The organism is Bradyrhizobium sp. UFLA05-108 (assembly GCF_059803455.1).
Window position 1 is genome coordinate 1 of record NZ_JBANAZ010000057.1, and the last position, 24,275, is coordinate 24,275.

At 64.6% G+C, this 24,275-nt stretch carries 20 protein-coding genes and 1 pseudogene; 14 read left to right on the forward strand and 7 right to left on the reverse strand.

The genetic code is table 11. The features are described 5' to 3' along the window. The 6 genes and pseudogenes from SO140_RS32720 to SO140_RS32745 all read left to right on the forward strand — a co-directional run. Positions 1-225 (forward strand): annotated as a pseudogene (locus SO140_RS32720) (glutamine--fructose-6-phosphate transaminase (isomerizing)); the annotation flags it as partial. A gap of 100 nt (positions 226-325) precedes the next feature. After that, positions 326-1,105, forward strand: coding sequence for a DUF502 domain-containing protein (locus tag SO140_RS32725; protein ID WP_449381733.1), 780 nt, complete (start codon positions 326-328; stop codon positions 1,103-1,105). A 113-nt stretch (positions 1,106-1,218) separates the two neighbouring features. Then, positions 1,219-2,076: an NAD(P)-dependent oxidoreductase gene (locus SO140_RS32730; RefSeq protein WP_449381732.1), complete on the forward strand. Its 858-nt coding sequence runs from the start codon at positions 1,219-1,221 to the stop codon at positions 2,074-2,076. 145 nt (positions 2,077-2,221) lie between these two features. Beyond that, complete coding sequence (locus tag SO140_RS32735; RefSeq protein ID WP_449381731.1) at positions 2,222-2,611, forward strand: nuclear transport factor 2 family protein; 390 nt, start codon at positions 2,222-2,224, stop codon at positions 2,609-2,611. Between the two features lie 113 nt (positions 2,612-2,724). Beyond that, a complete protein-coding gene (locus SO140_RS32740; RefSeq protein ID WP_449381730.1) occupies positions 2,725-2,961 on the forward strand; it encodes a helix-turn-helix domain-containing protein in 237 nt (78 codons plus the stop codon). Positions 2,962-3,000: 39 nt separating this feature from the next. Next, a complete protein-coding gene (locus SO140_RS32745) occupies positions 3,001-3,564 on the forward strand; it encodes an MmyB family transcriptional regulator (RefSeq protein ID WP_449381729.1) in 564 nt (187 codons plus the stop codon). 25 nt (positions 3,565-3,589) lie between these two features. Here the strand turns inward: SO140_RS32745 and recG are convergent, their stop codons facing one another. Beyond that, positions 3,590-5,698, reverse strand: a complete 2,109-nt coding sequence (gene recG / locus SO140_RS32750) for an ATP-dependent DNA helicase RecG (protein ID WP_449381728.1) — start codon at positions 5,696-5,698, stop codon at positions 3,590-3,592. A 206-nt stretch (positions 5,699-5,904) separates the two neighbouring features. On the opposite strand from recG, the gene SO140_RS32755 reads away from it, so the two are divergent. Next, the gene (locus SO140_RS32755; RefSeq protein ID WP_449381727.1) at positions 5,905-6,195 is read left to right on the forward strand and encodes an FAD assembly factor SdhE; all 291 of its coding nucleotides are present in this window, start codon (positions 5,905-5,907) and stop codon (positions 6,193-6,195) included. After that, a complete protein-coding gene (gene mfd / locus SO140_RS32760; protein WP_498540676.1) occupies positions 6,192-9,710 on the forward strand; it encodes a transcription-repair coupling factor in 3,519 nt (1,172 codons plus the stop codon). The genes SO140_RS32755 and mfd overlap by 4 nt, the downstream gene beginning before the upstream one ends. A 133-nt stretch (positions 9,711-9,843) precedes the next feature. Here the strand turns inward: mfd and SO140_RS32765 are convergent, their stop codons facing one another. From SO140_RS32765 to SO140_RS32775, 3 genes are all read right to left on the reverse strand, one after another. After that, positions 9,844-11,067, reverse strand: a complete 1,224-nt coding sequence (locus tag SO140_RS32765; protein ID WP_498540675.1) for a GGDEF domain-containing protein — start codon at positions 11,065-11,067, stop codon at positions 9,844-9,846. 85 nt (positions 11,068-11,152) lie between these two features. Beyond that, on the reverse strand, positions 11,153-12,655 hold the full coding sequence (locus SO140_RS32770) for an AMP-binding protein (RefSeq protein WP_449381724.1): 1,503 nt from the start codon (positions 12,653-12,655) through the stop codon (positions 11,153-11,155). Positions 12,656-12,683: 28 nt separating this feature from the next. Continuing rightward, positions 12,684-14,501 carry an extracellular solute-binding protein gene (locus SO140_RS32775; RefSeq protein WP_449381723.1) on the reverse strand — a complete coding sequence of 606 codons (1,818 nt, stop codon included), beginning with the start codon at positions 14,499-14,501 and terminating at the stop codon, positions 12,684-12,686. A 266-nt stretch (positions 14,502-14,767) separates the two neighbouring features. On the opposite strand from SO140_RS32775, the gene SO140_RS32780 reads away from it, so the two are divergent. After that, positions 14,768-15,586, forward strand: a complete 819-nt coding sequence (locus tag SO140_RS32780; RefSeq protein WP_449381722.1) for an invasion associated locus B family protein — start codon at positions 14,768-14,770, stop codon at positions 15,584-15,586. Positions 15,587-15,666: 80 nt separating this feature from the next. Here the strand turns inward: SO140_RS32780 and hspQ are convergent, their stop codons facing one another. Further along, the gene (hspQ, locus tag SO140_RS32785; RefSeq protein WP_027523411.1) at positions 15,667-15,999 is read right to left on the reverse strand and encodes a heat shock protein HspQ; all 333 of its coding nucleotides are present in this window, start codon (positions 15,997-15,999) and stop codon (positions 15,667-15,669) included. A 106-nt stretch (positions 16,000-16,105) separates the two neighbouring features. Here hspQ and SO140_RS32790 point away from each other — a divergent pair, with 106 nt between their 5' ends. Further along, positions 16,106-17,059: an AEC family transporter gene (locus SO140_RS32790; protein WP_449381721.1), complete on the forward strand. Its 954-nt coding sequence runs from the start codon at positions 16,106-16,108 to the stop codon at positions 17,057-17,059. Between the two features lie 9 nt (positions 17,060-17,068). On the opposite strand, the gene SO140_RS32795 is transcribed toward SO140_RS32790, so the two are convergent. Then, complete coding sequence (locus SO140_RS32795) at positions 17,069-18,253, reverse strand: UbiH/UbiF family hydroxylase (protein ID WP_449381720.1); 1,185 nt, start codon at positions 18,251-18,253, stop codon at positions 17,069-17,071. 131 nt (positions 18,254-18,384) lie between these two features. Here SO140_RS32795 and pcsA point away from each other — a divergent pair, with 131 nt between their 5' ends. The 4 genes from pcsA to metG all read left to right on the forward strand — a co-directional run bounded on the left by pcsA (position 18,385) and on the right by metG (position 22,830). Next, on the forward strand, positions 18,385-19,110 hold the full coding sequence (pcsA, locus tag SO140_RS32800; protein ID WP_449381719.1) for a phosphatidylcholine synthase: 726 nt from the start codon (positions 18,385-18,387) through the stop codon (positions 19,108-19,110). Continuing rightward, the gene (locus SO140_RS32805) at positions 19,107-19,832 is read left to right on the forward strand and encodes a TerC family protein (RefSeq protein ID WP_449381718.1); all 726 of its coding nucleotides are present in this window, start codon (positions 19,107-19,109) and stop codon (positions 19,830-19,832) included. The genes pcsA and SO140_RS32805 overlap by 4 nt, the downstream gene beginning before the upstream one ends. 91 nt (positions 19,833-19,923) lie before the next feature. Next, the gene (locus SO140_RS32810; protein ID WP_449381717.1) at positions 19,924-20,898 is read left to right on the forward strand and encodes a quinone oxidoreductase family protein; all 975 of its coding nucleotides are present in this window, start codon (positions 19,924-19,926) and stop codon (positions 20,896-20,898) included. A gap of 249 nt (positions 20,899-21,147) precedes the next feature. After that, entirely contained in the window at positions 21,148-22,830 is a 1,683-nt protein-coding gene (gene metG / locus SO140_RS32815) for a methionine--tRNA ligase (RefSeq protein WP_449381716.1), read from the forward strand. Positions 22,831-22,881: 51 nt separating this feature from the next. Here metG and SO140_RS32820 read toward each other — a convergent pair whose 3' ends face one another. Beyond that, positions 22,882-24,078, reverse strand: coding sequence for an acetylornithine transaminase (locus SO140_RS32820; RefSeq protein WP_449381715.1), 1,197 nt, complete (start codon positions 24,076-24,078; stop codon positions 22,882-22,884). Between the last annotated feature and the right edge of the window lie 197 nt (positions 24,079-24,275).

The window sequence follows — 24,275 nt, forward strand, 5'->3', positions numbered from 1 at the left end:
GTCGCCGCCCGCGGCGGCAACATCATCCTGATGACGGACGCCAAGGGCGCGGCGGAGGCGACGGTCGATTCGCTCGTCACCATCGTCATGCCCGACATGGCGGCAGCCTTCACGCCGATGGTGTATGCCGTTCCCGTGCAACTTTTGGCCTACCATACGGCAGTGGTGATGGGCACCGATGTCGACCAGCCGCGCAATCTCGCCAAATCGGTGACCGTCGAATAGGCGGGCCGGGCACAGAAGGAGAGCAGGCGCGGTCGCCTTGCACCTTCAAAAATCTGCTAGAAGACCCTAGCTAGAGTGCTGCGACCGACCTGGAACCCGAATGACCGCCCGTGACGACGCGTCCCCGCCTGCGCCTGCCGAAGACCTGCCCCCGGAGCCGCATACCGGCCTAATGGGCCGTTTCCGCAACTATTTCCTCACCGGGCTCGTCGTTACGGGTCCGATCGCGATCACCCTCTACCTGGTCTGGTGGTTCGTCACCTGGGTCGACGGGGTGGTGCGGCCGTTCGTGCCGCTGGCCTATCGGCCGGAAACCTATCTGCCGTACGGTGTTCCCGGCTGGGGACTGATTGTCGCATTCTTCACGCTGACGCTGGTCGGCTTCCTCGCTGCCAATCTGATCGGCCGGACGCTGGTCGATGTCGGCGAGACCTTCCTCGGCCGAATCCCGGCCGTGCGCGCCATCTACCGCGGCCTGAAGCAGGTGTTCGAGACGCTGTTCTCGGGTAAGGGCTCGAGCTTCCGGAAAGTCGGCCTGGTCGAGTTTCCCTCGCCGGGCATGTGGTCGATCGTGCTGATCTCGCAATCGCCGAGCGAGGACATCTCCCGCAGCCTGCCGGGACAGGAGGAGCACGTCTCGGTGTTCCTGCCTTGCTCGCCCAACCCGACCACGGGCTTCTTCTTCTACGTGCCCAAGAGCAAGATCATCGAGGTCGAGTTGAGCGCGGAAGATGCTGCGACGCTGATCATGTCGGCGGGCGTGGTGCAGCCGGGATCGAGTCCCGATCCGAAGAAGATCGCAGCCCTCGCGGGTGTGGCGAACGCCGCCCGCATCGCCAATGCCGCCGCCGTGCGCCCCGAGCCCGTCAAGGTGGAATGAGCGTCAGTCATTCCGCCGCGGGATGGCCGGCATTCGTTTTGCGGTTCCCTCACTCTGCTATCATTCCAGATGACGAAACGCAGATCGCTTTCGCATTCCAACTGGAGTGAGCCATGTCCCCAACCATCGCGATCCTCGCACCCGGCGCCATGGGCAGCGCGGTCGCCCGCCGCCTGAGTGAAAACGGCGCGCGCGTACTGACCTCGCTGAAGGGGCGCAGCGAGCAAACCGCAAAGCGCGCCGCGGAGGCGGGCATGATCGCCGCCGAGGATGCCGATATCGCGGGCTGCGATATCATACTGTCGATCGTGCCTCCGGGCGAGGCCGTGGCGCTCGCCGAGCGGTTGGCCGCGGTGATCGTGAGGCGGGAGAAGAAGCCGCTGGTCGTCGACTGCAACGCGGTCAACGTCGATACTGTGCTGGGGATTGAGGAGATCATCGGCTCGGCGCAGGCGCCGTTCGTCGATGCCGGCATCATCGGCTTCCCGCCGCAGCCGGGCAGCAAGGGGCCGGCGTTCTATGCGTCCGGCGAGCACGCAAAGGATCTGGCCGTGCTGAAAGAGCTCGGTCTCGACCTGCGGATCGTCCAAGGCCCTGTCGGCGCGGCCTCCGCGCTGAAAATGTCCTACGCAGGTATCGTCAAGGGTCTCGCCGGAATCGGCTCGGCCATGGTGCTCGCGGCCACCAAGGCCGGCGCTGCCGATGCGCTGCGCGACGAGCTCGCGCTCAGCCAGCCTGCGATTTTGGCGCGGCTATCCACCGCGCTGCCGGACATGATCCCGAAGAGCTATCGCTGGGTCGCGGAGATGCGGGAGATTTCCGGTTTCCTCGGACCGGACCATCCGGCAAGTCAAATCTATGAGGGTTTTGCGCGCTGGTTTGACCATCTCGCCGAGGACGCGAAAGGCGAGGCGGCAGATGCAAAGCTGCTGAAGGCGTTCGCTGAAAAGAGCACGGAAAAGAAGGGCTAGGTTGCCGGCGGTTTGGTGTTCGCTTTATTACCTGGCATGTAATTGAGCCAATTCTCTGTCCGACTACTCTCCTGATCCTTCGCCAGCCACGGAGCATCCAACGAAGCTTTCTGGCGAGCTTGTGTCACTGTATCAGGAGAGAGACATGCAAGTCATGTTCACGAGAAAGGAGCCGCCGCAATGGCTCCTCGACATGTGGAAGGAGATCGACGACAAAACCTTCGGAAAGGGCTTTGACTGCTTCACCGAGGATGCCGTCTGCAACCTCGGTGTGGCTGATTGGAAGGGACGCGAGGCAATCCGCACCAATCTGAAGGCCTTCATCGACACCGGGTTCACTGCGCTGCATCATGTCACCGAATATTGGGATGCCGGTTCACTGAAGGTGTTTTGCGGTGTCGTGGACATGACTCCCGATGACCGGTCGGCGGCTACGGTGCATCCCACGATGACCCATTTCTTCTACATGGACGAGAAGGACGACACCAAGGTGCGTCGCTGGGTCGGTGCAGTAGGCCCGGTTGCCTTTGGTTGATCCAGCTCAGATCGGCGGCGCGAGGGTGCCCCGGGGCAGCCGGGGCACCTCCACTGCTGACGCGCATTGACGAAGCTGCAAATCGACAAGAAGGACTGCGCGAAATGAAAGCGATGGCCAGCGACATCAAGACAGGCGCCACTTCGGCGGGCGCTCTCCTGCGCCAATGGCGGGATATTCGCGGCATGACGCAGCTCGATCTGTCGTTCGATGCCGGTGTCTCGCAGAAGCACATCAGCTTTGTGGAGAGTGGCCGCAGCATCCCGAGCCGCCAAATGTTGCTCGATCTTGCCCAGGCCCTCGATGTGCCGCTCCGCGAAAGAAACGAGCTGCTGCTCGCCGCCGGCTAGGCGCCGTCTTATTCCGATCCCGCCCTCGATGCGCCCGCCATGACGAGCATCAACCGTGCCTTGCAACGCATGCTGCGTCAGCACGAGCCCTTTCCAGCCATCGTCATGGACCGGCATTGGAACGTGTTGATGACCAATGAGGCCGCACCGCAGCTGTTCAACTGCTTCATCGACATGTCCGCACGACCGACCCCGCGGAACTTGCTGCACCTCATGTTCGATCCGGAAGGCATGCGTCCCTTCGTGGCGAATTGGCCGGAGACGGCCCGGGGATTGCTCGCGCGCGTGTATCGCGAGGCGGTCGGACGCGTCATCAACGACAGGATGAAGGCCCTTCTGGCGGAATTGTCGCGATATCCGGGCGTGAAGCCGGAATGGCGCGCGCCATCGCCGGGTGACGCCATGCCGATGATTCCGCTCACCTTCGTCAAGGACAGCGTGACGCTGGATTATTTCTCCATGCTCACAACGGTCGGAACGCCGCAGACGGTCACTGCAGAGGAGCTGCGGCTCGAGTGCATGTTTCCGGCCAATGATTCGACCGAAGCCGAGCATTGCAGGTTCATACGGGCCCATTCCAACCTTTGGTCGGCCCGCCACTGACGGGGACAAGGTAGGCCGACGAGCATCAACCCGCCCCGATCAGCGGGATCGCCTCGTCCCGCTCGTAGAGATACAGCAGGCAGCGCAGCGCTTCGCCGCGCTCGTCGCTCAGCTTCGGATTGTCCTTCATGATCCGTAGCGCCTCGTCGCGGGCCTGCGTGATAAGCTGGCTGTGGAACTCCGAGCGCGCGATGCGGTAGCCGGGCAGGCCGCTCTGGCGCACGCCGAGCACGTCGCCTTCGCCGCGCAGTTTCAGATCCTCCTCGGCAATCCGAAAACCGTCCGTGGTCTCGCGGATCACCCTCAGCCGCGCTTTCGACATCTCGCCGAGAGGCTCCGAGTAGAGCAGGAGGCAGGTAGAGGCTTCCGAGCCGCGTCCGATACGGCCACGCAACTGGTGTAGTTGCGCAAGACCAAAGCGCTCGGCGTTCTCGATCACCATGATCGTTGCAGCCGGCACGTCGACTCCGACCTCGACGACGGTGGTGGCGACCAGAAGTCCGATCTCGTGGGCGGCGAACTGCGCCATCACGCGGTCCTTCTCCGTGCCTTTCATCTGGCCGTGGACCAGGCCGACCCGATCGCCAAAACGCTCTTGCAGGCTCTCGAAGCGTTTCGTCGCATTGGTCAGATGCTCGGTGCCCTCCGCCTCGGATTCCTCAACCAAAGGGCAGATCCAGTAGACCAGCTTGCCGGATTGCAGCGCGCGGGCGACGCCGTCCATGACCTCCGAGAGCCGGCTCATCGGCACCGCGCGGGTGTCGATCGGCTGCCGGCCCGCCGGCTTCTCCCGCAGCTCGCTGACGTCCATGTCGCCGAAATAGGTCAAGACCAGCGTGCGCGGGATGGGAGTGGCGCTCAGCACCAGCACGTCGACCGCTTCGCCCTTCGACGTCAAGGCCAGTCGCTCGCGCACGCCGAAGCGATGCTGCTCGTCCACGACCGCAAGCGCGAGCGCCCTGAAGATCACGTCGTCCTGGATCAGTGCGTGAGTTCCGACCAGAAGATCGATCTCGCCTTCGGCCAGTTGCGCGAGGATGTCGCGCCGTTCCTTGCCTTTCTCGCGGCCGGTGAGGATCGCAACTCGCAAGCCCGCGCGCTCGGCGAGTGGGGCGATGGTCTTGATGTGCTGGCGTGCCAGGATTTCGGTCGGCGCCATCAACGCGGCCTGCTTGCCGACTTCGGCGACGGCGGCGGCAGCCAGCAGTGCCACCACGGTCTTGCCGGAGCCGACGTCACCCTGAAGCAGCCGCAGCATGCGCACGGGTTGCTTCAAATCGTCGGCGATCGCGGCCGCGGCGTTACGCTGCGACGGCGTCAGCGCATAGGGCAGGGCGTCGATGATCGTGTTGCGCAAATGGCCATCGCCGGCATTGCGCACGCCGGCGGGCCTGCGCAATTGCGCGCGGATCAGCGCCAGCGCGAGCTGGCCGGCGAGCAGCTCGTCGAAGGCAAGGCGCGACCAGAACGGCTGGTCCGGCAGCACGTCCGTGAGCTCGACCGGCTGGTGCACACGGGTGAGCGCTTCCGTGATGGGCGGGAAGCGGCAGCGGCGCATCACCTCGGGGCTGATCCATTCCGGCAGGGACGGCAGCTTTTGCAGCGCCTGGGCGATCGCGCGGCGCAGCGAGCCGAGCGCCAGGCCCTCTGTCAGGGGATAGACGGGATCGATGCCGGAGAGCTTTGCGATGGACGCCTCGTCCAGCACGCGGTCGGGATGCACGATCTGTGGGATGCCGTCATACATCTGAAGCGTGCCGGAGACGTAGCGCTTCTCGCCGACCGGCAGCAGCTTTTCAACATAGCCGGGCTTGGCGCGGAAGAAGGTCAGCACGACGTCGCCGGTATCGTCGCTGGCGTAGACCAGGTAGGGCGCACGCGCATTGCGCGGCGGCGGTGGGCGATGACGATCGATAGTCACCTCCAGCGTCACCATGGTTCCCTGGACGGCGTCGCGAATCTTTGGCCGCGCCCGGCGGTCGATGACCTTGCTCGGCAGGTGCAGCAGGAGATCGACCAGCCGCGGCGTCTCATCGCGGCCAAGCAGATAGCGCAACAGCTTGTCCTGCTTCGGTCCGACGCCGGGCAGGCTGGTCACGAGAGCAAACAGCGGATTGAGCAGGCTGGGGCGCATGAGATGAATCTAGGATCGTTCCTGCCCGTCATGCCCGGCTTTATGCCGGGCATCCACGGCTTTTTTCATCGGGCGAGCGGCCCGGGCCATGATGATTTGAGTACCGTGAGCCGCTGCAACAAAGGGCTGACAGCGGTCGCCTCAGCCGCTATATCACCCCCGCCCGGCACGTCCGGGCTTTTGGCGTTTGACTGGATTCACTAGAAATGACGGGAACGACACGATCGAGCGGCGGCCTGGACGAGCGCCGCAAGCGGCTTCTGTTCCGCTGCTGGCACCGCGGCACGCGCGAGATGGACCTCATCCTCGGTCGCTTTGCGGACGCCGAGATCGGCAATCTCTCCGATAGGGAGCTGACCGAACTCGAGCGCCTGCTCGAGGTCAACGATCCCGATCTCTATGCTGCCATCACCGGCGACAAGGTGCTGCCGGCCGATGTCACCGGCGCGCTGTTTGCGCGCATCAAGGCGTTCCCGGTCGCGGATGGCAATTCATGAAACAGGGGTTGAAATCGCCGGCCGAATTGCTCGCGCCCGGCCGTGTGCTGACGCTTGCCAACGTCGCCGAGGGTGCCGAGGGGCTCGTCGTCTCCGATCTCGCCCGCGCCATCGCGGCTCGGCCCAAGAAGTCAGCGGTCAGCCTGGCAGTGATCTGCCGTGACGGGCCGCGCATGCAGCAGCTCGAACGCGCGCTGCAATTCTTCGCGCCCGACCTGCCGGTGCTCCAGTTCCCGGCCTGGGACTGCCAACCCTATGACCGCGTCTCGCCGCATGGCGGCATCCTGGCCCAGCGCCTGACGACGCTCGCGCGGCTCGCCTCGCTCACCGGCAGCGACAAGCCGCTGATCGTGCTGACCACCGTCAACGCCGTCGTGCAGCGCGTGCCCTCACGCGATCTGGTGGCGGCGCAGGCGCTGTCGCTTGCGCCTGGCAATGTCGTGCCGATGGACACCATCGTCGCCTGGCTGGAGCACAACGGCTATAGCCGCTCCTCGACCGTGCGCGAGCCCGGCGAATATGCCGTGCGCGGCGGCATCCTCGACCTGTTCCCGGCCGGCCTCGACCAGCCCGTCCGCTTCGACTTCTTCGGCGACAGCCTGGAGTCGATCCGCTCCTTCGACGCCGAGACGCAGCGCACGCTGCTCGACATGCGCTCGCTCGACCTGGTGCCGATCTCGGAATTCCAGCTCGTCACCGAAACCATCCGCCGCTTCCGCATGGGCTACGTCGCCGAGTTTGGTGCGCCCGAGCGTGACGATGCGCTCTACGAGGCCGTCAGCGAAGGCCGCCGCCATCCCGGCATGGAGCATTGGCTGCCGCTGTTCCAGGAGCGGATGGACACCCTGTTCGACTATCTGCAAGGCGCTGCCGTCGCGATCGAGCCGCAGGCCGAGGACGCGATCCGCGAACGCTTCAAGCAGATTCTCGACTACTACGAGGCGCGCCGCGATGCGCTGGAGCATCCGACCGGTGGCGCCGTCTACAAGCCGCTGCCGCCTGACAGGCTGTATCTGACCGAAGAGGAGTGGGGAAAGCGCGAAGGCGCGATCCCGCTGGTGCGGCTGACGCAGTTCTCGGTGCCCGCGGACGGCACCAGCGTCATCGATGCCGGCGCGCGCAAGGGCCGCGACTTTGCGCCGGAGCGCAACGATTCCACCGTCAACGTCTTCGAAGCGGTGGTCGCGCATGTGATGGCCATGCAGGCCCAACGCAAAAAAGTCGTCGTTGCGCTCTGGACCGAAGGCTCGCGCGACCGCATGACCTCGATGCTGCGCGACCACAAGCTGACGCATACGACCAGCGTCAATAACTGGCGAACCGTGCAGGCGACGCCGCGCAACGAGACCATGCTCGCCGTGCTGGGCCTGGAAAGCGGGTTCGAGACCGACGAGATCGCCATCATCAGCGAGCAGGACATCCTGGGCGACCGCCTGGTGCGGCCGCGCAAGGCGAGCCGCAAGCTCGACAATTTCATCTCTGAGGTGACGAGCCTTAGCGCCGGCGACATTGTCGTCCACGTCGATCACGGCATCGGCCGTTTCATCGGCTTGCAGACGCTGGAGGTCGGTGGCGCGCCGCATGACTGTCTCGAACTGCATTATGCCGCCGAGACAAAACTGTTCCTGCCGGTCGAGAACATCGAGCTGCTCTCGCGCTACGGCTCCGACCAGACGACGGTCGAGCTCGATCGCCTCGGCGGAAGCGGCTGGCAGACCCGCAAGGCCAAGCTGAAGAACCGCATCCGCGAGATTGCGGGCGAATTGATCAAGATCGCCGCGGAGCGCCAACTCCACGAAGCGCCAAAGCTACCGGTGCAGCCAGGCCTCTATGACGAGTTCTGCGCGCGCTTCCCCTATGATGAGACCGAGGACCAGTTGGGCGCGATCGAGTCCACCCTGAAGGACCTCGAAAAGGGCCGTCCGATGGACCGCCTTATCTGCGGTGACGTCGGCTTCGGCAAGACGGAGGTCGCCTTGCGCGCGGCCTTTGCGGTCGCGCTCGAAGGCAAGCAGGTCGCGGTTGTCGTGCCGACCACGCTGCTTGCCCGCCAGCACCACAAGACCTTCACCGAACGTTTCCGCGGCTTCCCGGTGCAGGTCGCGCAGGCCTCGCGCCTGATCCCGACCAAGCAGCTCAACCAGGTCAAGAAGGGCATCACCGACGGATCGGTCGACATCGTTGTCGGTACCCACGCGCTGCTCGGCAAGGCGATCAAGTTCCGCGACCTTGGCCTGCTCATCGTCGACGAGGAGCAGCACTTTGGCGTCAGCCACAAGGAGCGGTTGAAAGCACTCCGCTCCGAGGTGCACGTGCTGACGCTGTCGGCGACGCCGATCCCGCGCACGCTCCAACTCGCGCTGACCGGCGTGCGCGAGCTCTCGATCATCGCCTCGCCGCCGGTCGACCGCCTCGCGGTTCGCACCTTCGTCGCCCCGCATGATCCCCTGATGATCCGCGAGGCACTGCTGCGCGAGCGCTATCGCGGCGGACAGGCGTTCTACGTGGTGCCGCGGATCGATGACTTGGCCGAGGTCAAGGACTTCCTCGACAAGAACGTGCCGGAGATGAAGGTCGCGGTCGCGCACGGGCAGATGCCGCCCGCGGTGATCGAGGACATCATGACGGCGTTCTACGACGGCAAGTTCGACATCCTGCTCTCGACCACGATCGTCGAGTCCGGCCTCGACATCCCCAATGCCAACACGCTGATCGTGCATCGCGCCGACATGTTCGGCCTTGCCCAGCTCTACCAGCTCCGCGGCCGCGTCGGCCGGTCGAAGCTGCGCGCCTATGCGCTGTTCACGCTGCCGGCGCAGCAGAAGATCACCGCGCAGGCCGAGCGGCGGCTCACCGTGCTGCAATCACTGGAGACGCTCGGCGCCGGCTTCCAGCTCGCCTCGCACGACCTCGACATCCGCGGCGCTGGTAATCTGCTCGGCGAGGAGCAGTCCGGCCATATCAAGGAGGTCGGTTTCGAGCTCTACCAATCGATGCTGGAAGAGGCGATCGTCAACCTCAAGGCCGGCGTTTCCGAGCCTGCGGCCGACCGCTGGTCGCCGTCGATCACGATCGGCATGCCCGTGCTCATTCCCGAAGATTACGTCGGCGACCTGTCGGTGCGGCTGTCGCTCTACCGGCGGCTCGCCGATCTCGACACCGAGGAGGAGATCGAGAACTTTGCCGCCGAGATGCGCGACCGTTTTGGCGTCTTGCCCGACGAGGTGCGCTATCTCTTCAAGGTCGCGGCGATCAAGGCCTATTGCCGGCGCGCGAATGTCGAGAAGGTCGATGCCGGTCCGAAGGGCGCGGTCATCGTCTTCCGCGACAACTCCTTTGCGCATCCGGACCGGCTGGTGTCGTTCATTCGCAGCCACGGCGAGGCCGCGAAGGTGCGGCCCGACATGAAGGTGGTGTTCTTCCAGGATTGGGAGACGCCGGAGGAGCGGCTTGCCGGTACGACCGAGATCCTGCGCCAGCTCGCGCAGCTCGCCACGAGCAAGAAGGCGGCGTAGGCGACGCGAAGGGAGGTGCTGTAGCCGTAGGGTGGGCAAAGCGAAGCGTGCCCACCTCTTCTGTCACCTTCGTGGAGAGATGGTGGGCACGGCGCTATGCGCCTTTGCCCACCCTACGGCATCGAGAGAATAGCTACGACGCCGCGCGCGGCGCCTCAGCAGAGAGACGAGCGAGCAGCGATCTTGCCGTATCCGACGGCGCCAGCGAATCCACGCTGACGACGGGCTCGCTGCGCGGCTCGCGTTTGCCGTTGGAGGTGTGGCGCATCACGGCGGAGAGGCGGCGGGCGATCATGTGAGCGGTCCGGAAGTCGGTCTCAGCGAACACCACGATGACGGAGCCGTCCTTCTGAGCGGCACCGAAATCCATCTGCCGCATCAGCCGGCTCAGGATCCGCGCGGCGTCTAACTGCGCGCGTGGATTATGGGCATCGAAAGCAAAGCGCGCCACCGACAGGCCGCCGCCGCGGGCGAGCGTCTGCTCGACTGCCTTGGAGAAATCGCGGGCAAAGGCTTCCGGCGTGAGCAGGCCGCTGCGCGGATCGAGCCAGCCGCCGGCGTCGATCGAGCGCAGCGTGCGGCTGAACTGCGCCTCCATCGCGTGCTGACGGATCAGCGGCAGCGCGTTGGCGGCGATCTGTGCCGGCTCGCCGGAGATGAGCTCGAGGTTGGGCAGGTCGTAAGCCTGGGTGAGCTGATGCGCGGTGACGATCACGGGCATGTTGCGAAAGCGGGTGTCTTCCGCAAGCACAGTGAGGAAGGCGTCCGCAACGCGCGCGGTGAAGCCTTCGGCAAGCACGACGCCGTCGATGTCGCGGGTGTTGAGATGCTTTGCAGCGGCTTCGATGCTGAGAGCCCCGATTACGCCCACGCGCTCGCCGAGTGCGACCGACAGCGCCGGATAGGCGGAGCCGCGGCCGATCAGCAGCACCGTAGCGTCGCGCGCGGGGTCGGAGTCGGGCAGCGAGACCTTTGCCTCCGGCAGGCGGCGCAGCACGGTCGCGTGCAGCGTGCGGACGCGCATGGCGGCGCGCAGCCGCGCGATGAGGTGGTCGGAATTGTTGCCGCTCAGCGTGAACGGCAGCGCGTTATGGGGCAGGGCTGTCTGGGGATCGACGATGATCAGCGGCAGGTAAAGCGTCTGCTGAGCGATCACTTTTGCGACCGCGGCAAGATGCGGCTCATGCCCACCGGCAAGCGCCCCGACGACAGCGGCTGGCTGGACCTCTTCGACGGCGCGTGCCGCGCTCGCCCAATCGCTGTCGATGACGGGGAAAAGCCGGGCCCCATCGAGCGCCGAAATGAAGGCCGGCCGCTGACCATTGGACACAAAGAGGATTGGGCCCGCCTGGGACATCTCAAGCTCTGATTACGTACACGAATGCCGCGCAATCTAGTCCGGCCGCCTTAATGCCCGGTCAACGGAAGCGATGAAAAGCGCTTCAACCGGGCCCGGTGCGGTCGCGAAAAGCCTCGACCATCAGGGGGTTAAGCCCGAGTTCGCCGAGCGCTTCGCGGGCCCTTGCGTTGTCCTGGGCGCGGCCGGCCAGACGGTGCCCCGAGAGCCGGTCTGGCAGCGCCGTGAGCAGGGCGCCCTGACCAAGCCGGCGCGCCCACTCCTGCAAATCGTTGGACAGAAAGCGATAGCCGCCGACGGCCATGATGCCGGAGGGGGGCGCCGTGATGCAGATCGCACCGCTTGGGCGATCGAGCCGCGCGGCGTAGCCGGTGTCGACATAGTCGCGCGGCGGCTGCGCCGACAGGGTGTCGCCGAGCGGTTGCGGCGGGGCGTAGGCCGCAATCGGCACCATCGGCCCACGCAGGCCGAGCGTGCCTTTCGGTGTCAGCAGGATTTCGCCCGCAACAGAGGAGCCCGACTGCTCGCGCGGGGCGCCATGCGGCCCTGGCATCACCGGCACGGGCATGCCGTCCTCGCCGCGCCGCACTCCGAACAGGCCGGCCTCGCCGAACAAGTAGACGTCCGTCAGTGGCGCATGCGGCGCGATCCAGGCGTCGCTCGCCGCGACCTGTTCCGGCGCGCGCCACAGGCCGATGACGTTTCGCAAGCCCGGCATCCGCGCCGCGAGATCGGCTTCCCCAAGCCGCGAGGCCAGCGGGGCGGGCACGATCAGCACATCGCAACCTTGCTCGTTGACTTGCTGCTCCAGCACCTCGCTGTCGAAGGGATGATGCAGCGCCAGCGTTCCGCCAGACAGGAGCCAGATCGCAAGCGAGGAGGCGAGGCCGGCAAACGACATCGGCGTGAACGCCGACATGATGGTCGCACCCTGCGGAATGTCGGCTTCGAGCGACATCGCGAGCCCGCCCGCGATGATGCTGAAATGCGGCCGCGGTACCGGACGAAAGCCTTCCGCCGTGACGTCGAAGGAAATCATCGCTGCCTTGCGGCCGTCCTGGATGACGCTACGAGTCGTGCCGGGCGCGCGCGAAAGAACGTCGTCGAGCGAGGCCATGCCTTCGGGCAGATCGGTGCCGAAGCCGCAGACGTGACGGATAGAGAAGGCTTCTGCCGCGGCATGCATCGCGAGATCGGCGTAGATGACACCGTCGACCTTGCTCATGGTGACGATCGCACGTGCGGCGGTGCGGTTGAGCGCCGCGGTCAGCTCCGCGTGCCGCCAGAGTAGCGGTAGCACGGCGACGACGAGGCCGGCGCGCTGCGCCGCGAGCACCGTGAGCACGAACTCGACGGTGCTCGGCAGTTGCACGGCGATGACGGAGTTGGCCGGCAGGCCGGACTCGACGAAATGGGCCGACAGCGCCTCGATCGCCCGATCGGCTTCGGCATAGGTCAAGCGTCTCGGCAGATGCCCGGTGATGCGAATCTTGTTGATGGGATCGTACAGCGCAGGCGCATGTGGCTGGCGGGTCAGCGTCCGCTGGAACAGCGTGTCGAGCGTCGGCGATACGGCTGGCTGGTTCACGGCATCACGTCGCTTGCTGGTTGCCTTTTTACTTGCTCGGGGCGTCCACCTTCTGCCACCAGGTCTCCGGCAGATAACCGGATAACGCGATAGCCGATGGCCGTTCTATCCGATTCCAACGCGCGATCCATTGCTCCGATACGTTAAACAGGGGGATCGTGTAGAAGCCGGCGATCAAGGCACGGTCGAGCGCCCGGACGGCGGAGACGAATTCCGTATGATCACGGGCCTCCAGCAGGGCTGCGATCATTGCGTCGACAGCCGGGTCCTTTGCGCCCATGTAGTTGCGGGTGCCGGGATTGTCGGCGGCGGCGCTGCCCCAGTAGAACGATTGCTCGTTGCCCGGCGAGAGTGATTGGTCCCAGCGGTTCTGGATCATGTCGAACTCGTATCCGAGCCGGCGCTGGTCGAACTGCACCGGATCGACCGAGCGCACGGTCGGCTCGATGCCGGCTCGCTTGAGGTCACGTGCGAAGGCGAGCGCAATGCGCTCCTGGTCGCGCGTGCTTACCAGTATCTCGAAGGTGAAGGGCGCTTTCGTCGCGCGGTTGCGCAGCACCGTGCCGTCGAGATCGTAGCCCGCCTCCGACAAGAGCTTCAGTGCCGCGCGCAGCGTGGCGCGGTCACGCCCCGAGCCGTCTGTCACGGGCAGGCGGTAGCTGCCGTCCATGACGTCCGGCCGGATCTGCGCCGCGTACGGCTTCAGAAGTTCCTGCTCGCGCGCGTCGGCCGGGCGGCCATAGGCGGAGAGGTCCGAGCCCGCGAAGTAGCCGGCTACGCGCGAATAGAGCCCGAAGAAGTAGCTGCGGTTGACCAGCTCGAAGTCGAACAGCAGCGTCAATGCCTGCCGAACGCGAATGTCGGCAAACATCGGGCGGCGGGTGTTGAACACCAGAAATTCCGAGGGCTGCGGCAAACCCGGCTTGATGGTGTCGCGGATCACTGCGCCGGTCTTGACGGCCGGGAAGTCGTATGCGTCGTGCCAGCGCAGCGGCTCGGTCTCGACGCGAAAGTCATAGAGGCCGCGCTTGAAGGCTTCGAACTGGCCGTTGGCCTCGCGATAATAATCGAGCCTGATCTCGTCGAAATTGTAGAGGCCGCGATTGACCGGCAGGTCGCGGCCCCAATAGTCGGGATTTCGGGTCAGCGTCACGCTGGTGCCGGGCTTGACCGCGCTGACGCGATAGGGGCCCGAGCCGGTCGGGCCGATCATCGTCGTCTCCTCGAAGGTTGCGACATCCACCGCGTGCCTGGGCAAGATCGGCATCAGACCGAGGATCAGCGGCAGTTCCCTGTCGTTGGCGCCAGTGAGATCGAAGCGAACGGTGAGGGGATCCGGCGTCTCCGCCTTGGCGACCTTGGCGTAGTATTGCCGGTGGTTGGGCCGGCCATGGTCACGCAGGAGTTGCCAGGAGAACAGCACGTCCTCGGCGAGGACCGGTGTTCCGTCGGAGAACCGCGCGCGCGGATCGAGGTGGAATGTCACGTAAGTCCGGTCGTTGTCGGTTTCGACCGTCTTCGCGAGCAGGCCATACAGCGTGAAAGCCTCGTCATTGCCGCGTGCCAGCAGGCTTTCGATGACGTAGCTGCGGACTTGCTGGACCGCGATGCCCCTGACAATGAACGGATTGAGGCTGTCGAAGGTGCCGAGCACCGACCAAATCAGCCGGCCGCCCTTGGGCGCATCGGGGTTGGCGTAGGGCATGTGGGTGAAATCGGGCGACAGCGCAGGCTTGCCATGCATAGCAATGGCGTAGCTTTCGTCCGCTTTGGCCGGGACGGACCTCAAGCCCGCGAGAGCAAGCGCTACGCAGGCCGCGGCGGCTAAGCGCAGGCACTTAGACATGAACAACGGCGCGCGGATTGATTCGGAGACCGGTCACGCCCAAACCCTAGCATATGCCTTCGTCTTAAGCCTCTCTGCCCACTTCAAACATGCTTGTCGGCATTGATCTTTTCGTCCGCCACGTTAAGAAGGCGGGCAATCGCGCAGGAGCGTCGAACTTGTCACGTTTCCGCCTCTATTGATGGGGAGACAGCCGCGCCAAGGCGGCTCAGTATCGGTGCTTAGGAGCGGTTCGGGCACTTCCCGTTCAGAAAGGGTTTTCCGCAATGAATTTCCGTATTTTGGCCGCGTCGGTCCGGCCGCGCGGGCGCCTTCTCGCCCTTTTGACGGCCTCGGCACTGGTTGTTCCGTTCGCCGTCCAGGCTCAGACCGCAACGCCTGCTCCGGCGGCGCCGAAGGCAGCTCCGAAAGCCGCGCCGAAGGCAGCTCCCAAGGCGCCCGCGCCCGCCGCACCGGCGCCGCAGGCTCAGGGTCAGGCACCCGCCGCCGGCGCTCCGCCAGCCGGCGCACCGCCCGCCGATCAGCAACAGCAGCAGGTCCAGCTGATCTACGCGCCCTGGACCAAGTTCTGCCTGAAGGGCCAGGACGCCAATGCCAAGCAGGTCTGCTTCACCGGAAAGGACGGCCGCATCGAGTCCGGCCAGCCGGTGATCGCCGCCGTGATCATCGAGCCGGAAGGCGAGCCGAAGAAGATTCTTCGCGTCACGCTGCCGCTCGGCATGCAGCTCGTTCACGGCACGCGCATCATCGTCGACAACAATCCGCCGCTGCAGAGCCCCTATGTGATCTGCTTCGCGAACGGCTGCATGTCGGACTATGAGGCGACCGCCGAACTCATCAACAACCTGAAGAAGGGCCAGAACCTGGTGGTTCAGGCGATCAACGCCAATGGCGCGCCGCTGACGCTGCCGCTGCCGCTGGCAGGTGAGTTCGCCAAGGCCTATGACGGTCCGCCGACCGATCCGAAGGTGTTCGAAGAGAACCAGAAGAAGCTCCAGGAAGAGCTTCAGAAGAAGGCCGACGAGCAGCGCAAGAAGCTCGAGCAGAGCGGTCAGGCGACGCCCGCACCTTCGGCCCAGAAGTGATCGGGCCAACGCGGAACACGAAAAAGGCGCTCGATTGAGCGCCTTTTTTTATTGGCTTGATTGGCCGAATTCGAAACGGATCAATTGAGCGACGGATTGCGCGGGCGATAGCCTCCCGACTTGTCCTTCACGAAGATCTCGGCGACCTGCGAATGCCGGATCGGCTCGCCGGAATCATCGGGCAACAGGTTCTGCTCGGACACGTAGGCGACGTATTCCGACTCCGCGTTTTCCGCCAGCAGGTGGTAGAACGGCTGATCCTTGTGGGGCCGGACCTCCTCAGGGATCGACAGCCACCATTCCTCGGTGTTGTTGAATTCCGGATCGATGTCGAAGATCACGCCCCGGAACGAGAAGATCCGGTGGCGCACGACCTGTCCGATCTGGAATTTGGCGGTCCGCGCTTTAATCATGCTTCGTCGATAGACCAGGATTGTGGCCGATGCTAGTGCCCTTGCTTGGAATTAACCCGCGGAGGCGGGGCGGATAGCCCCGATTACCTTAGAAATCACTTCATAAATGGTCGATATCCTCAATCTGGCCCTACCTTATTTCGGCCTGATCTTCGTCGGTTTCGCCTGCGGTAAGGCCAAGTCCCTGCCCGAGTCAGGCCTCGCCTGGATGAACTTTTTCCTACTCTACGTGTCGTTGCCGGCACTGCTCTTTGCGATCATGTCGAAGACGCCGTTCTCCGAGCTGAACAACCCGCCGTTCCTCGTTGCGACCACGCTGTCGACGGTTGCGGCGTTCAGCATTGCGCTCATTGTCGGAAGGGTCCTTGGCCGGCTGTCGCTGCGCGAGGCAACGCTTGCGGGGCTCTCCGGCGGCTATGGCAATATCGGCTATATGGGCCCGGGGCTCGCGCTTGCGGTGCTCGGACCGAAGGCTGCGGCGCCGACCGCGCTGATCTTCTGCTGCGACAGCATCTTCCTCTTCACGATCGTGCCGCTCCTGATCGAGCTCTCCGACCGCGATCATCCCTCGATCCTGCACGCCTTTGGCGTCGTGCTGAAGCAGATCCTGCTCAACCCTTTGATTATGTCGGCCTGCTTTGGCGCGGCTGTTGCGGCGCTCCATATCGAGCTTCCGGTCGCGCTCGATCGCACCATCACCTTCCTGCAAAATGCCGCAGCTCCTACGGCACTGTTCGTACTCGGCGTCACCGTGGCGCTGCGGCCTTTCGATCGAGTCCCATGGGAGGTGCCAGGTGTGATCGCGGTCAAGTTGCTGATCCATCCGCTCACTTCGTTCGCGCTGATGCTGGCGTTCGGGCCGTTCGCGCAACCCTGGGCCGCGACCGCCGTGCTGATGGCCTCGCTGCCGCCGGCGCTGAACGTGTTCGTCATCGCGCGTCAGAATGACGCCTGGATCGAGCCTGCCTCGGTTGCGGTGCTGCTCGGGACGTTTGCGTCGGTGGTCACGTTGACCAGCGTGATGTGGTTCATCCAGACCGGCCGGCTGGCTTTTCCGTGAGCCGCCAAATTACCGTCGCCACGTTGGCGCCAATCCTTCACGCATCGCGAGACGCCGCAGCGGGCCGATGGCGCCGAGCAGGTGCATGCCGACGGCGCGGACCGGCTGCAGCGGCAGGAAATCGTTCAGCAGCGAACGGTTCGCCATATCGATCATGAAGGTGCGGCTCAGAATGTCGGGACGACGGGCCCAGTCGTAGCGCTTGAGCACCTCGTCAGCACCGGGATCGCAGCCTGCCGCGATCGCCTCTCCGGCGAGCCTCGCCATATCGGCGGCATCCCGCAGGCCGAGATTGAGGCCCTGCGCGCCAATCGGGGGAACCACATGGGCCGCTTCGCCGACGAGCGCGATGCGGTCGCGGGCGAAAGCCTTCGGCCGCTCAATCGCTAGCGAAAACAAGTTGCGGCCCGGTTCCACGGTCATCCGGCCCAGGATGGAATGCGATTGCTTCTCGATCGCCGTCGAGAGTTCCTCGTCGCTCAGGGCCCTGAGCCGCTCGGCTTCCGCAGGCGAGGTCACCCAGACGATGCTGCTTCGATCGCCCGGCAGCGGCACGAACACGCAAGGTCCATGCGGCGTGTGGAACTCGGTCGAGACGTTGCGATGCGGCCGGGAATGGCTGACGTTGAAGGTCAGCGCCGTCTGCTTCAGATCGCGCCGCGTGACGTCGATGCCGGCGGCCTCGCGGCACAGTGAATGCCGGCCGTCGGCGCCGACCACGAGGTGCGCCGTGAGATACCGCCCCGCGGCGGTGCGGATCGCGACAGCCTCGGCCTCGGCGAGGACGCTGTCAGCCTCGTCATCGAAGCGAACGAGATTGGCAAGCTCGGTGGCGCGCGCCTCCAGCGCCTGCATCAGCGAGCGGTTGTCGATGTTGTAGCCGAACGCGTCGAGACCGATCTCATGGCAGGAGAACCGCACCTCGGGCGCGCGGATCAGTCGGCCAGTGTCGTCGACAAGCCGCATCGCCTCGAGCGGTGCGGACTTGTCGCTACAGCGCGACCAGATCCCGAGCCCGTCCAGGAATTCAACGGAGCCGCCGAGCAGCGCGGTGGTGCGGTTGTCGGAATAGGGCGCGCGCCGCGCCACCAGCGCCGTGCGTGCGCCGGTCTCCGCCAGCGCGATGGCCGCGGCGATGCCCGCCGGTCCACCGCCGATCACGGCCGCGTCAAAAGGTGCTGCTAGATCTGTCATGACCGGACATTTGACATGCCCGGCGGTAATTTCAAGCCGCTGTTTCGCGCGAATTTGTCGCGAATTGCACGGCCGGACATTGCCGCGCCTTATGTGCAAATCGTTCTCATTCTGATAGCACTGCGCCAGCCATGGATACCCCGCAGGATTCTCTCAACCCCACGCCGGCCGCCCGTGCCGCGGCCTTCTCCGTGCATATCTTCACGGCGTTCGGCGGCGCGGTCGCGCTGCTGGCGATGCTGGAAGCCGTGCGCGAGCATTGGGCGGCGATGTTTCAGTGGCTCGGCGTCGCCCTGATCATCGACGCGATCGACGGGCCGATTGCGCGCAGGCTGAACGTCAAGAACGTGCAGCCGAACTGGTCGGGCGATGTGCTCGACCTCGTGGTCGATTTCGTCACCTATGTGTTCGTGCCGGCCTATGCGATCGTGGCGAGCGGCCTGCTCCTGCCCGTCGCGGCGCCACTGCTCGGGGTCGCCATCATCGTCACCAGCGCGCTCTATTTCGCCGACCTGCGCATGAAGGCAGAGGACAACCATTTCCGCGGCTTTCCGGCGCTGTGGAACGCTGCGGCGTTCTATCTGTTCCTGTTGCACTGGCCGCCATTGTGGTCGACGCTGCTGGTTGCGGCGCTGGTCGTCCTCACCTTCGTTCCCTTCCACGTGCTGCATCCGGTCCGCGTGGTGCGGCTGCGCTGGCTCACGATGACGTTGATCGTGATCTGGGCCGTGCTCGGCCTCTATGCGCTGGAGATGGATTTCCAGGTCGCCACTGCGGTGAAGGTCGCGCTGTGCGCGATCGCGCTCTGGATTGTCGGCAGCGACGCCGTGATCAGGATGGCTAGATCCTTCGCATGATGCATCTCATCACCAGCCCGGAGGCCTGGGCCGCGCTTCTCACCTTGACCTCGCTCGAGATCGTGCTCGGCATCGACAACGTCATCTTCCTGTCGGTGATGGTGTCGCGTATTCCCGAGAAACAGGCGCATCGCGCCCGTCAGATTGGGCTCGCGCTGGCCCTGGTGTTCCGCATCATCCTGCTCAGCGTCCTCGTCTGGTTGATCGGCCTGACCCAGCCGGTGTTCTCGCTCAGGGGGTATGATTTCTCCTGGCGCGATCTCATCCTGATCGGCGGCGGCATGTTCCTGATCGCGAAAGCGACCCACGAGATCCATGCCGAGGTCGATGCGGATGACGAGGACGGCGAGGACAATTCCGGCCGCCGGGCCTTCTTCTGGGTGATCGCCCAGATCGTCGTCATCGACATCGTGTTCTCGCTGGATTCCATCATCACCGCAATCGGCATGGCGCAGGATCTGGAGATCATGATCGCGGCTGTCGTGATCGCCTGCCTCGTGATGTACATTTCCTCGGGACCGGTGGCGCGATTTGTTGCGGAGCATCCCACCACCAAGATGCTGGCGCTGGCATTTCTGGTGCTGATCGGCGTCGCGCTGGTGGCCGACGGATTCAAGTTTCACATTCCGCGCGGCTACATCTACTTCGCAATTGCGTTCTCGGCGGCGGTCGAATTCTTCAACGTGTTGGCCAAGCGCAATCGCAGGAAGGCCGGCAAATAGGCCGGTTTGTCCGGTCCGCTTCTTGCGTCGAGTTGACAACGCAGGCGTGATGGCTTTCGCTTGCGCTCAACAAGAACGAGGAGGTCAGGTGATGACCAAAGCCGTCCGCGTGCACCAGGTCGGAGGCCCCGAAGTCCTGGTCTATGAGAGCGTCGAGGTGCCGGCGCCGGGACCGGGCGAGGTGCGCATTCGCCAGCACGCGGTCGGGTTGAACTTCATCGACGTCTATTTCCGCACCGGCCTCTACAAGGCTCCGGGACTTCCCTTCATCGCCGGCAACGAGGCGGCGGGCGAGGTGGTCTCCGTCGGTCCCGGCGTGACGAATTTCCACCCCGGTGACCGCGTCGCCTACTACCACAATCTCGGTGCCTACACCGGCGAGCGCAACATCCCCTGGGAGCGGCTCGTCAAGCTGCCCGACCACATCACCTACGAGCAGGGCGCCGTGCTGATGCTGAAGGGGCTCACCGTCTGGTATCTCCTGCACAAGACCTTCAGGGTCGAGCCACATCATCGCGTGCTGATCCATGCCGCCGCCGGCGGCATCGGCCTGCTCGCCTGCCAATGGGCGAGGGCGCTCGGGGCCCATGTCATCGGCACCGTCGGCTCGCGCCAGAAGGCGGAGCTTGCAGAGGCCAACGGTTGCGACCACGTCATCCTCTACAACGAGGAGGATTTCGTCGCGCGCGTCAAACAAATCAGCCGCAACGAAGGCTGTGACGTCGTCTATGACGGCGTCGGCAAGGCGACTTTCCCCGGCTCGCTGTCCTGCCTGAAGCCGCGCGGCATGTTCGTCTCATTTGGCAATGCCTCCGGACCCGTGCCGCCATTCGCGATCGCCGAGCTCAACACTCACGGCTCGCTGTTTGCGACCCGGCCCAAGCTAAACGACTATATCGGCAAGCGCTCGGAATTGCTGGAAGGCGCCGATACGCTGTTCGCCGCCGTGATCAGCGGCAAGCTGCACGTCCCGATCAACCACGCCTATGCATTGAAGGACGCGGCGAAGGCGCATATCGATCTCGAAAGCCGTGCCACCACGGGCGCGTCGATATTGAAGCCGTAAGCCGGCTTGATTGCGTCCACGAAACGATGCTACCTTGCGGGGTAGAGGATATTGCCAGTGATCTTTGGGAACGCACGATTCCTGAATCGAATGCCCCGGCCCGACCGCGAGGAGGTTTGCCGGATGGGATAGTGCGCGCATATTGCGTGCCGAGCGTGAGCTGAATCCAAGCCCTTCCGGTCCCGCGGGAGGGCTTTTTTTATTGCTTTCGGATTCAGCGCTACTCCAACGCAAAAAAGAGCGCTTCCCATGACCAAAATTCTCATCAGCAGTGCGCTGCCCTATGTGAACGGCGTCAAACATCTCGGAAATCTCGTCGGCTCACTGCTTCCCGCCGATGTGCACGCACGCTTCAGGCGACAGATCGGCGACGATGTGCTGTTCGTCTGCGCCACGGACGAGCACGGCACGCCGGCCGAACTTGGCGCGCTCAGAGCGGGACAGGAGATCGGCGACTTCTGTGCGCGGCAGCACGCGATACAGGCCGATATCTATCGCCGCTTCGATCTCTCTTTCGACCATTTCGGCCGCACGTCATCGCCGCAGAACGCCGCGTTGACGCAACACTTCTATCGCAAGCTCGACGCGGCAGGATTGATTGAGGAGCGCGAATTACAGCAGGTCTGGTCTCCGGTCGACCAGCGTTTTCTGCCGGACCGCTATGTGCTCGGCACCTGTCCCCATTGCGGCCACGGTGAGGCGAGGGGTGATCAGTGCGATGCCTGCGGTGCACTGCTGGACCCGGACGAACTGATCGCGCCGCGTTCGGCGCTCTCGGGAGACTCGGGTCTCGAGATCCGTGCAACCGGGCATCTGTTTTTGCGCCAGTCCCTCCTCGTCGGAAAATTGCGCGCCTGGATCGACAGTCGCGCGGGCTGGCCGCCCTTCGTGGTGTCGACGGCGAGGAGCTGGTTGACCGCGGCGCTGAGGGATCGCTGCATCACGCGCGATCTCTCCTGGGGAATTCCAGTGCCGCGTGCCGGTTTCGAGAACAAGGTATTTTATGTCTGGTTCGACGCGCCGATCGGCTACATTGCCGCGACGCAGGAATGGGCCGCTGCCGGCCCATGCCGCGATTGGCAGCGCTGGTGGTGGCAGGCCGACGATGTCAGGTACATCCAGTTTCTCGGCAAGGACAATGTGCCGTTTCACGCCGTCAGCTTTCCCGCGACGCTGATCGGATCGAACGAACCCTGGAAGACGGTCGACGTCATCAAGGGCTTTCATTGGCTCACCCATGAGGGCGGTAAGTTCTCCACCAGCGCACAACGTGGTGTCTTCACCGACGCTGCCCTGGAGGCGCTGCCGGCCGACTACTGGCGCTGGTGGCTGGTCGCCAACGCACCGGAAAGCGCGGATACGGACTTCACTGTCAGGCGGTTCATCACTGATGTGAACAAAGACCTCGCAGACGTCTTTGGAAATCTTGCCAATCGGATCATTAGCTTTGCGCATGTTGCCTTCGACGGCCGCATTCCGGACGGCGGCAAGCCTTCCGGGCTTGAGCTCGCACTGGCAGCCGACCTTGACCGGCGCATCGCTTCGCTGCGGCAGCATCACGAAGCGTTGGAGTTCCGCGCCTCTGCCGCGGAGACGCGGGCGTTCTGGAGTGTGGCCAACGCCTATCTCCAGCAGGCGGCGCCGTGGACTGCGATCAAGTCGGATCCTGCACGGGCGGCGGTTGTGACACGGACGGGCCTGAATCTGGTGCGGCTCTCGGCGGTGCTCGCATGGAGCATCATCCCCACTTTATCCGACGCCGTCCTGCGCGCCTTCGGCGCTGACAAAGGTGTTCCGGGCTGGCCCGCTCAGTCCTGCCACTCGCTGCTCGACAGCCACGCCGGTGAGGCGGTAGCGCAGCTCGGCCCGATCGTCGAGAAAATCACCTCTGACAAGGCGCGCTATTTGACCGCGCGTTTTGGCGGCGATTGAAGCGTGGATGGCCGGGACAAGCCCGGCCATGACGGAGTGGATATGCCTACGCTACGCCACCCTCCGTGCCGCGCCCGCCTTGGTCAAAATCGCATCAAGGCAATCGATCATTTCGGCGATCTCCTCGCGCGTCACGTTGAGGGCCGGCATGAAGCGTAGCGTGTCGACTTGCGGCGCGTTGAGGAGGACGCCCTCTTCAAATGCCTGTGCGACGATGGCAGATGCGATCGGCAATTTCAGGTCGAGCGCCAGAAGCAGGCCGCGGCCGCGCACCTCGCCGAGGCCGTGCCGCGCCGAGACCTTCTGCAACTCGCTTTCGAGCAGCAGACCCGTGTCGGCGACGGCCTTCAAAAATTCCGGCTTGCCGACCTCTTCGAATACGGCGAGCCCGGCGGCGCACATCACGGGGTTGCCGTTGAACGTCCCGCCTTGATCGCCATGCTCGAAGCATGAGGCTTGTTCGGTCGCAAGCAGGGCGGCGAGTGGCACGCCGCCTCCGATGCCCTTGCCCAGCGTCATGATGTCGGGCGCAATCCCGGCATGCTCGTAGTGGAAGAGCTTTCCGGTCCGGCCCATGCCGGTCTGGATCTCGTCGAAGATCAGCAGGAGACCATGCGCCTTGGTGAGCGCGCGCAGCTCCTGCAAGAACTTGTCGGTCGCCGGCCACACGCCAGCTTCGCCCTGAATCGGCTCGAGCATCACGGCCACGGTGTTCGCGGTGATGAGCGCTTCGACGGAGGCGATGTCGTTCAGCGTCGCCTTCTTGAAGCCTGAGACTTTCGGCTCGAACAGCGGTTCAAATGCCTTCTTGCCCGACGCCGACATGGTAGCGAGAGTGCGGCCGTGGAAGCCGCCCGCGAAGGTGATGATCTCGAACGCACCGCCCTTGTGCCGGCTGCCATATTTCCGGGCCAGCTTGATCGCGCCCTCATTGGCCTCCGCGCCGGAATTGGCGAAGAACACCCGGTCGAAGCAACTGTTCTCGACCAGCGCCTGCGCGAGCTTGAGGCTCGGCTCGTTGTAGAAGGCGGGGCTCGGCGTCAGCAGTCGCTTGGCCTGAGCCGCAAGCGCATCGGCGACCGCCGGCGGTGAATGGCCGAGGCAGTTGACCGCCCATCCCTGCACGAAATCGAGATAGCGCTTGCGGCCGTCGTCCCAGAGGTAGGAGCCCGCGCCGCGGACGAACACGGCCTTCGGCCGTGCGGTGATGTCCATCAGCGCATCATACGGATGGGTAGCGTTGGTCATATCAGACTCCTCTTGGGGGCAGGGACGATCTTCGGGAAAAAGACGCGCGAAATAGCAAGAAGGCCGCACTTTGCGGGTGCGGCCTTCTCGAAAACTCTGCTGATGTCAGTGCTTCAGCGGCGTCGTCGGACATGGCGCAACCCATCATCGTCGCGGGTGCGACGACGGAAAGCTGCGCGGCGGTGGGTCCGAGAAGA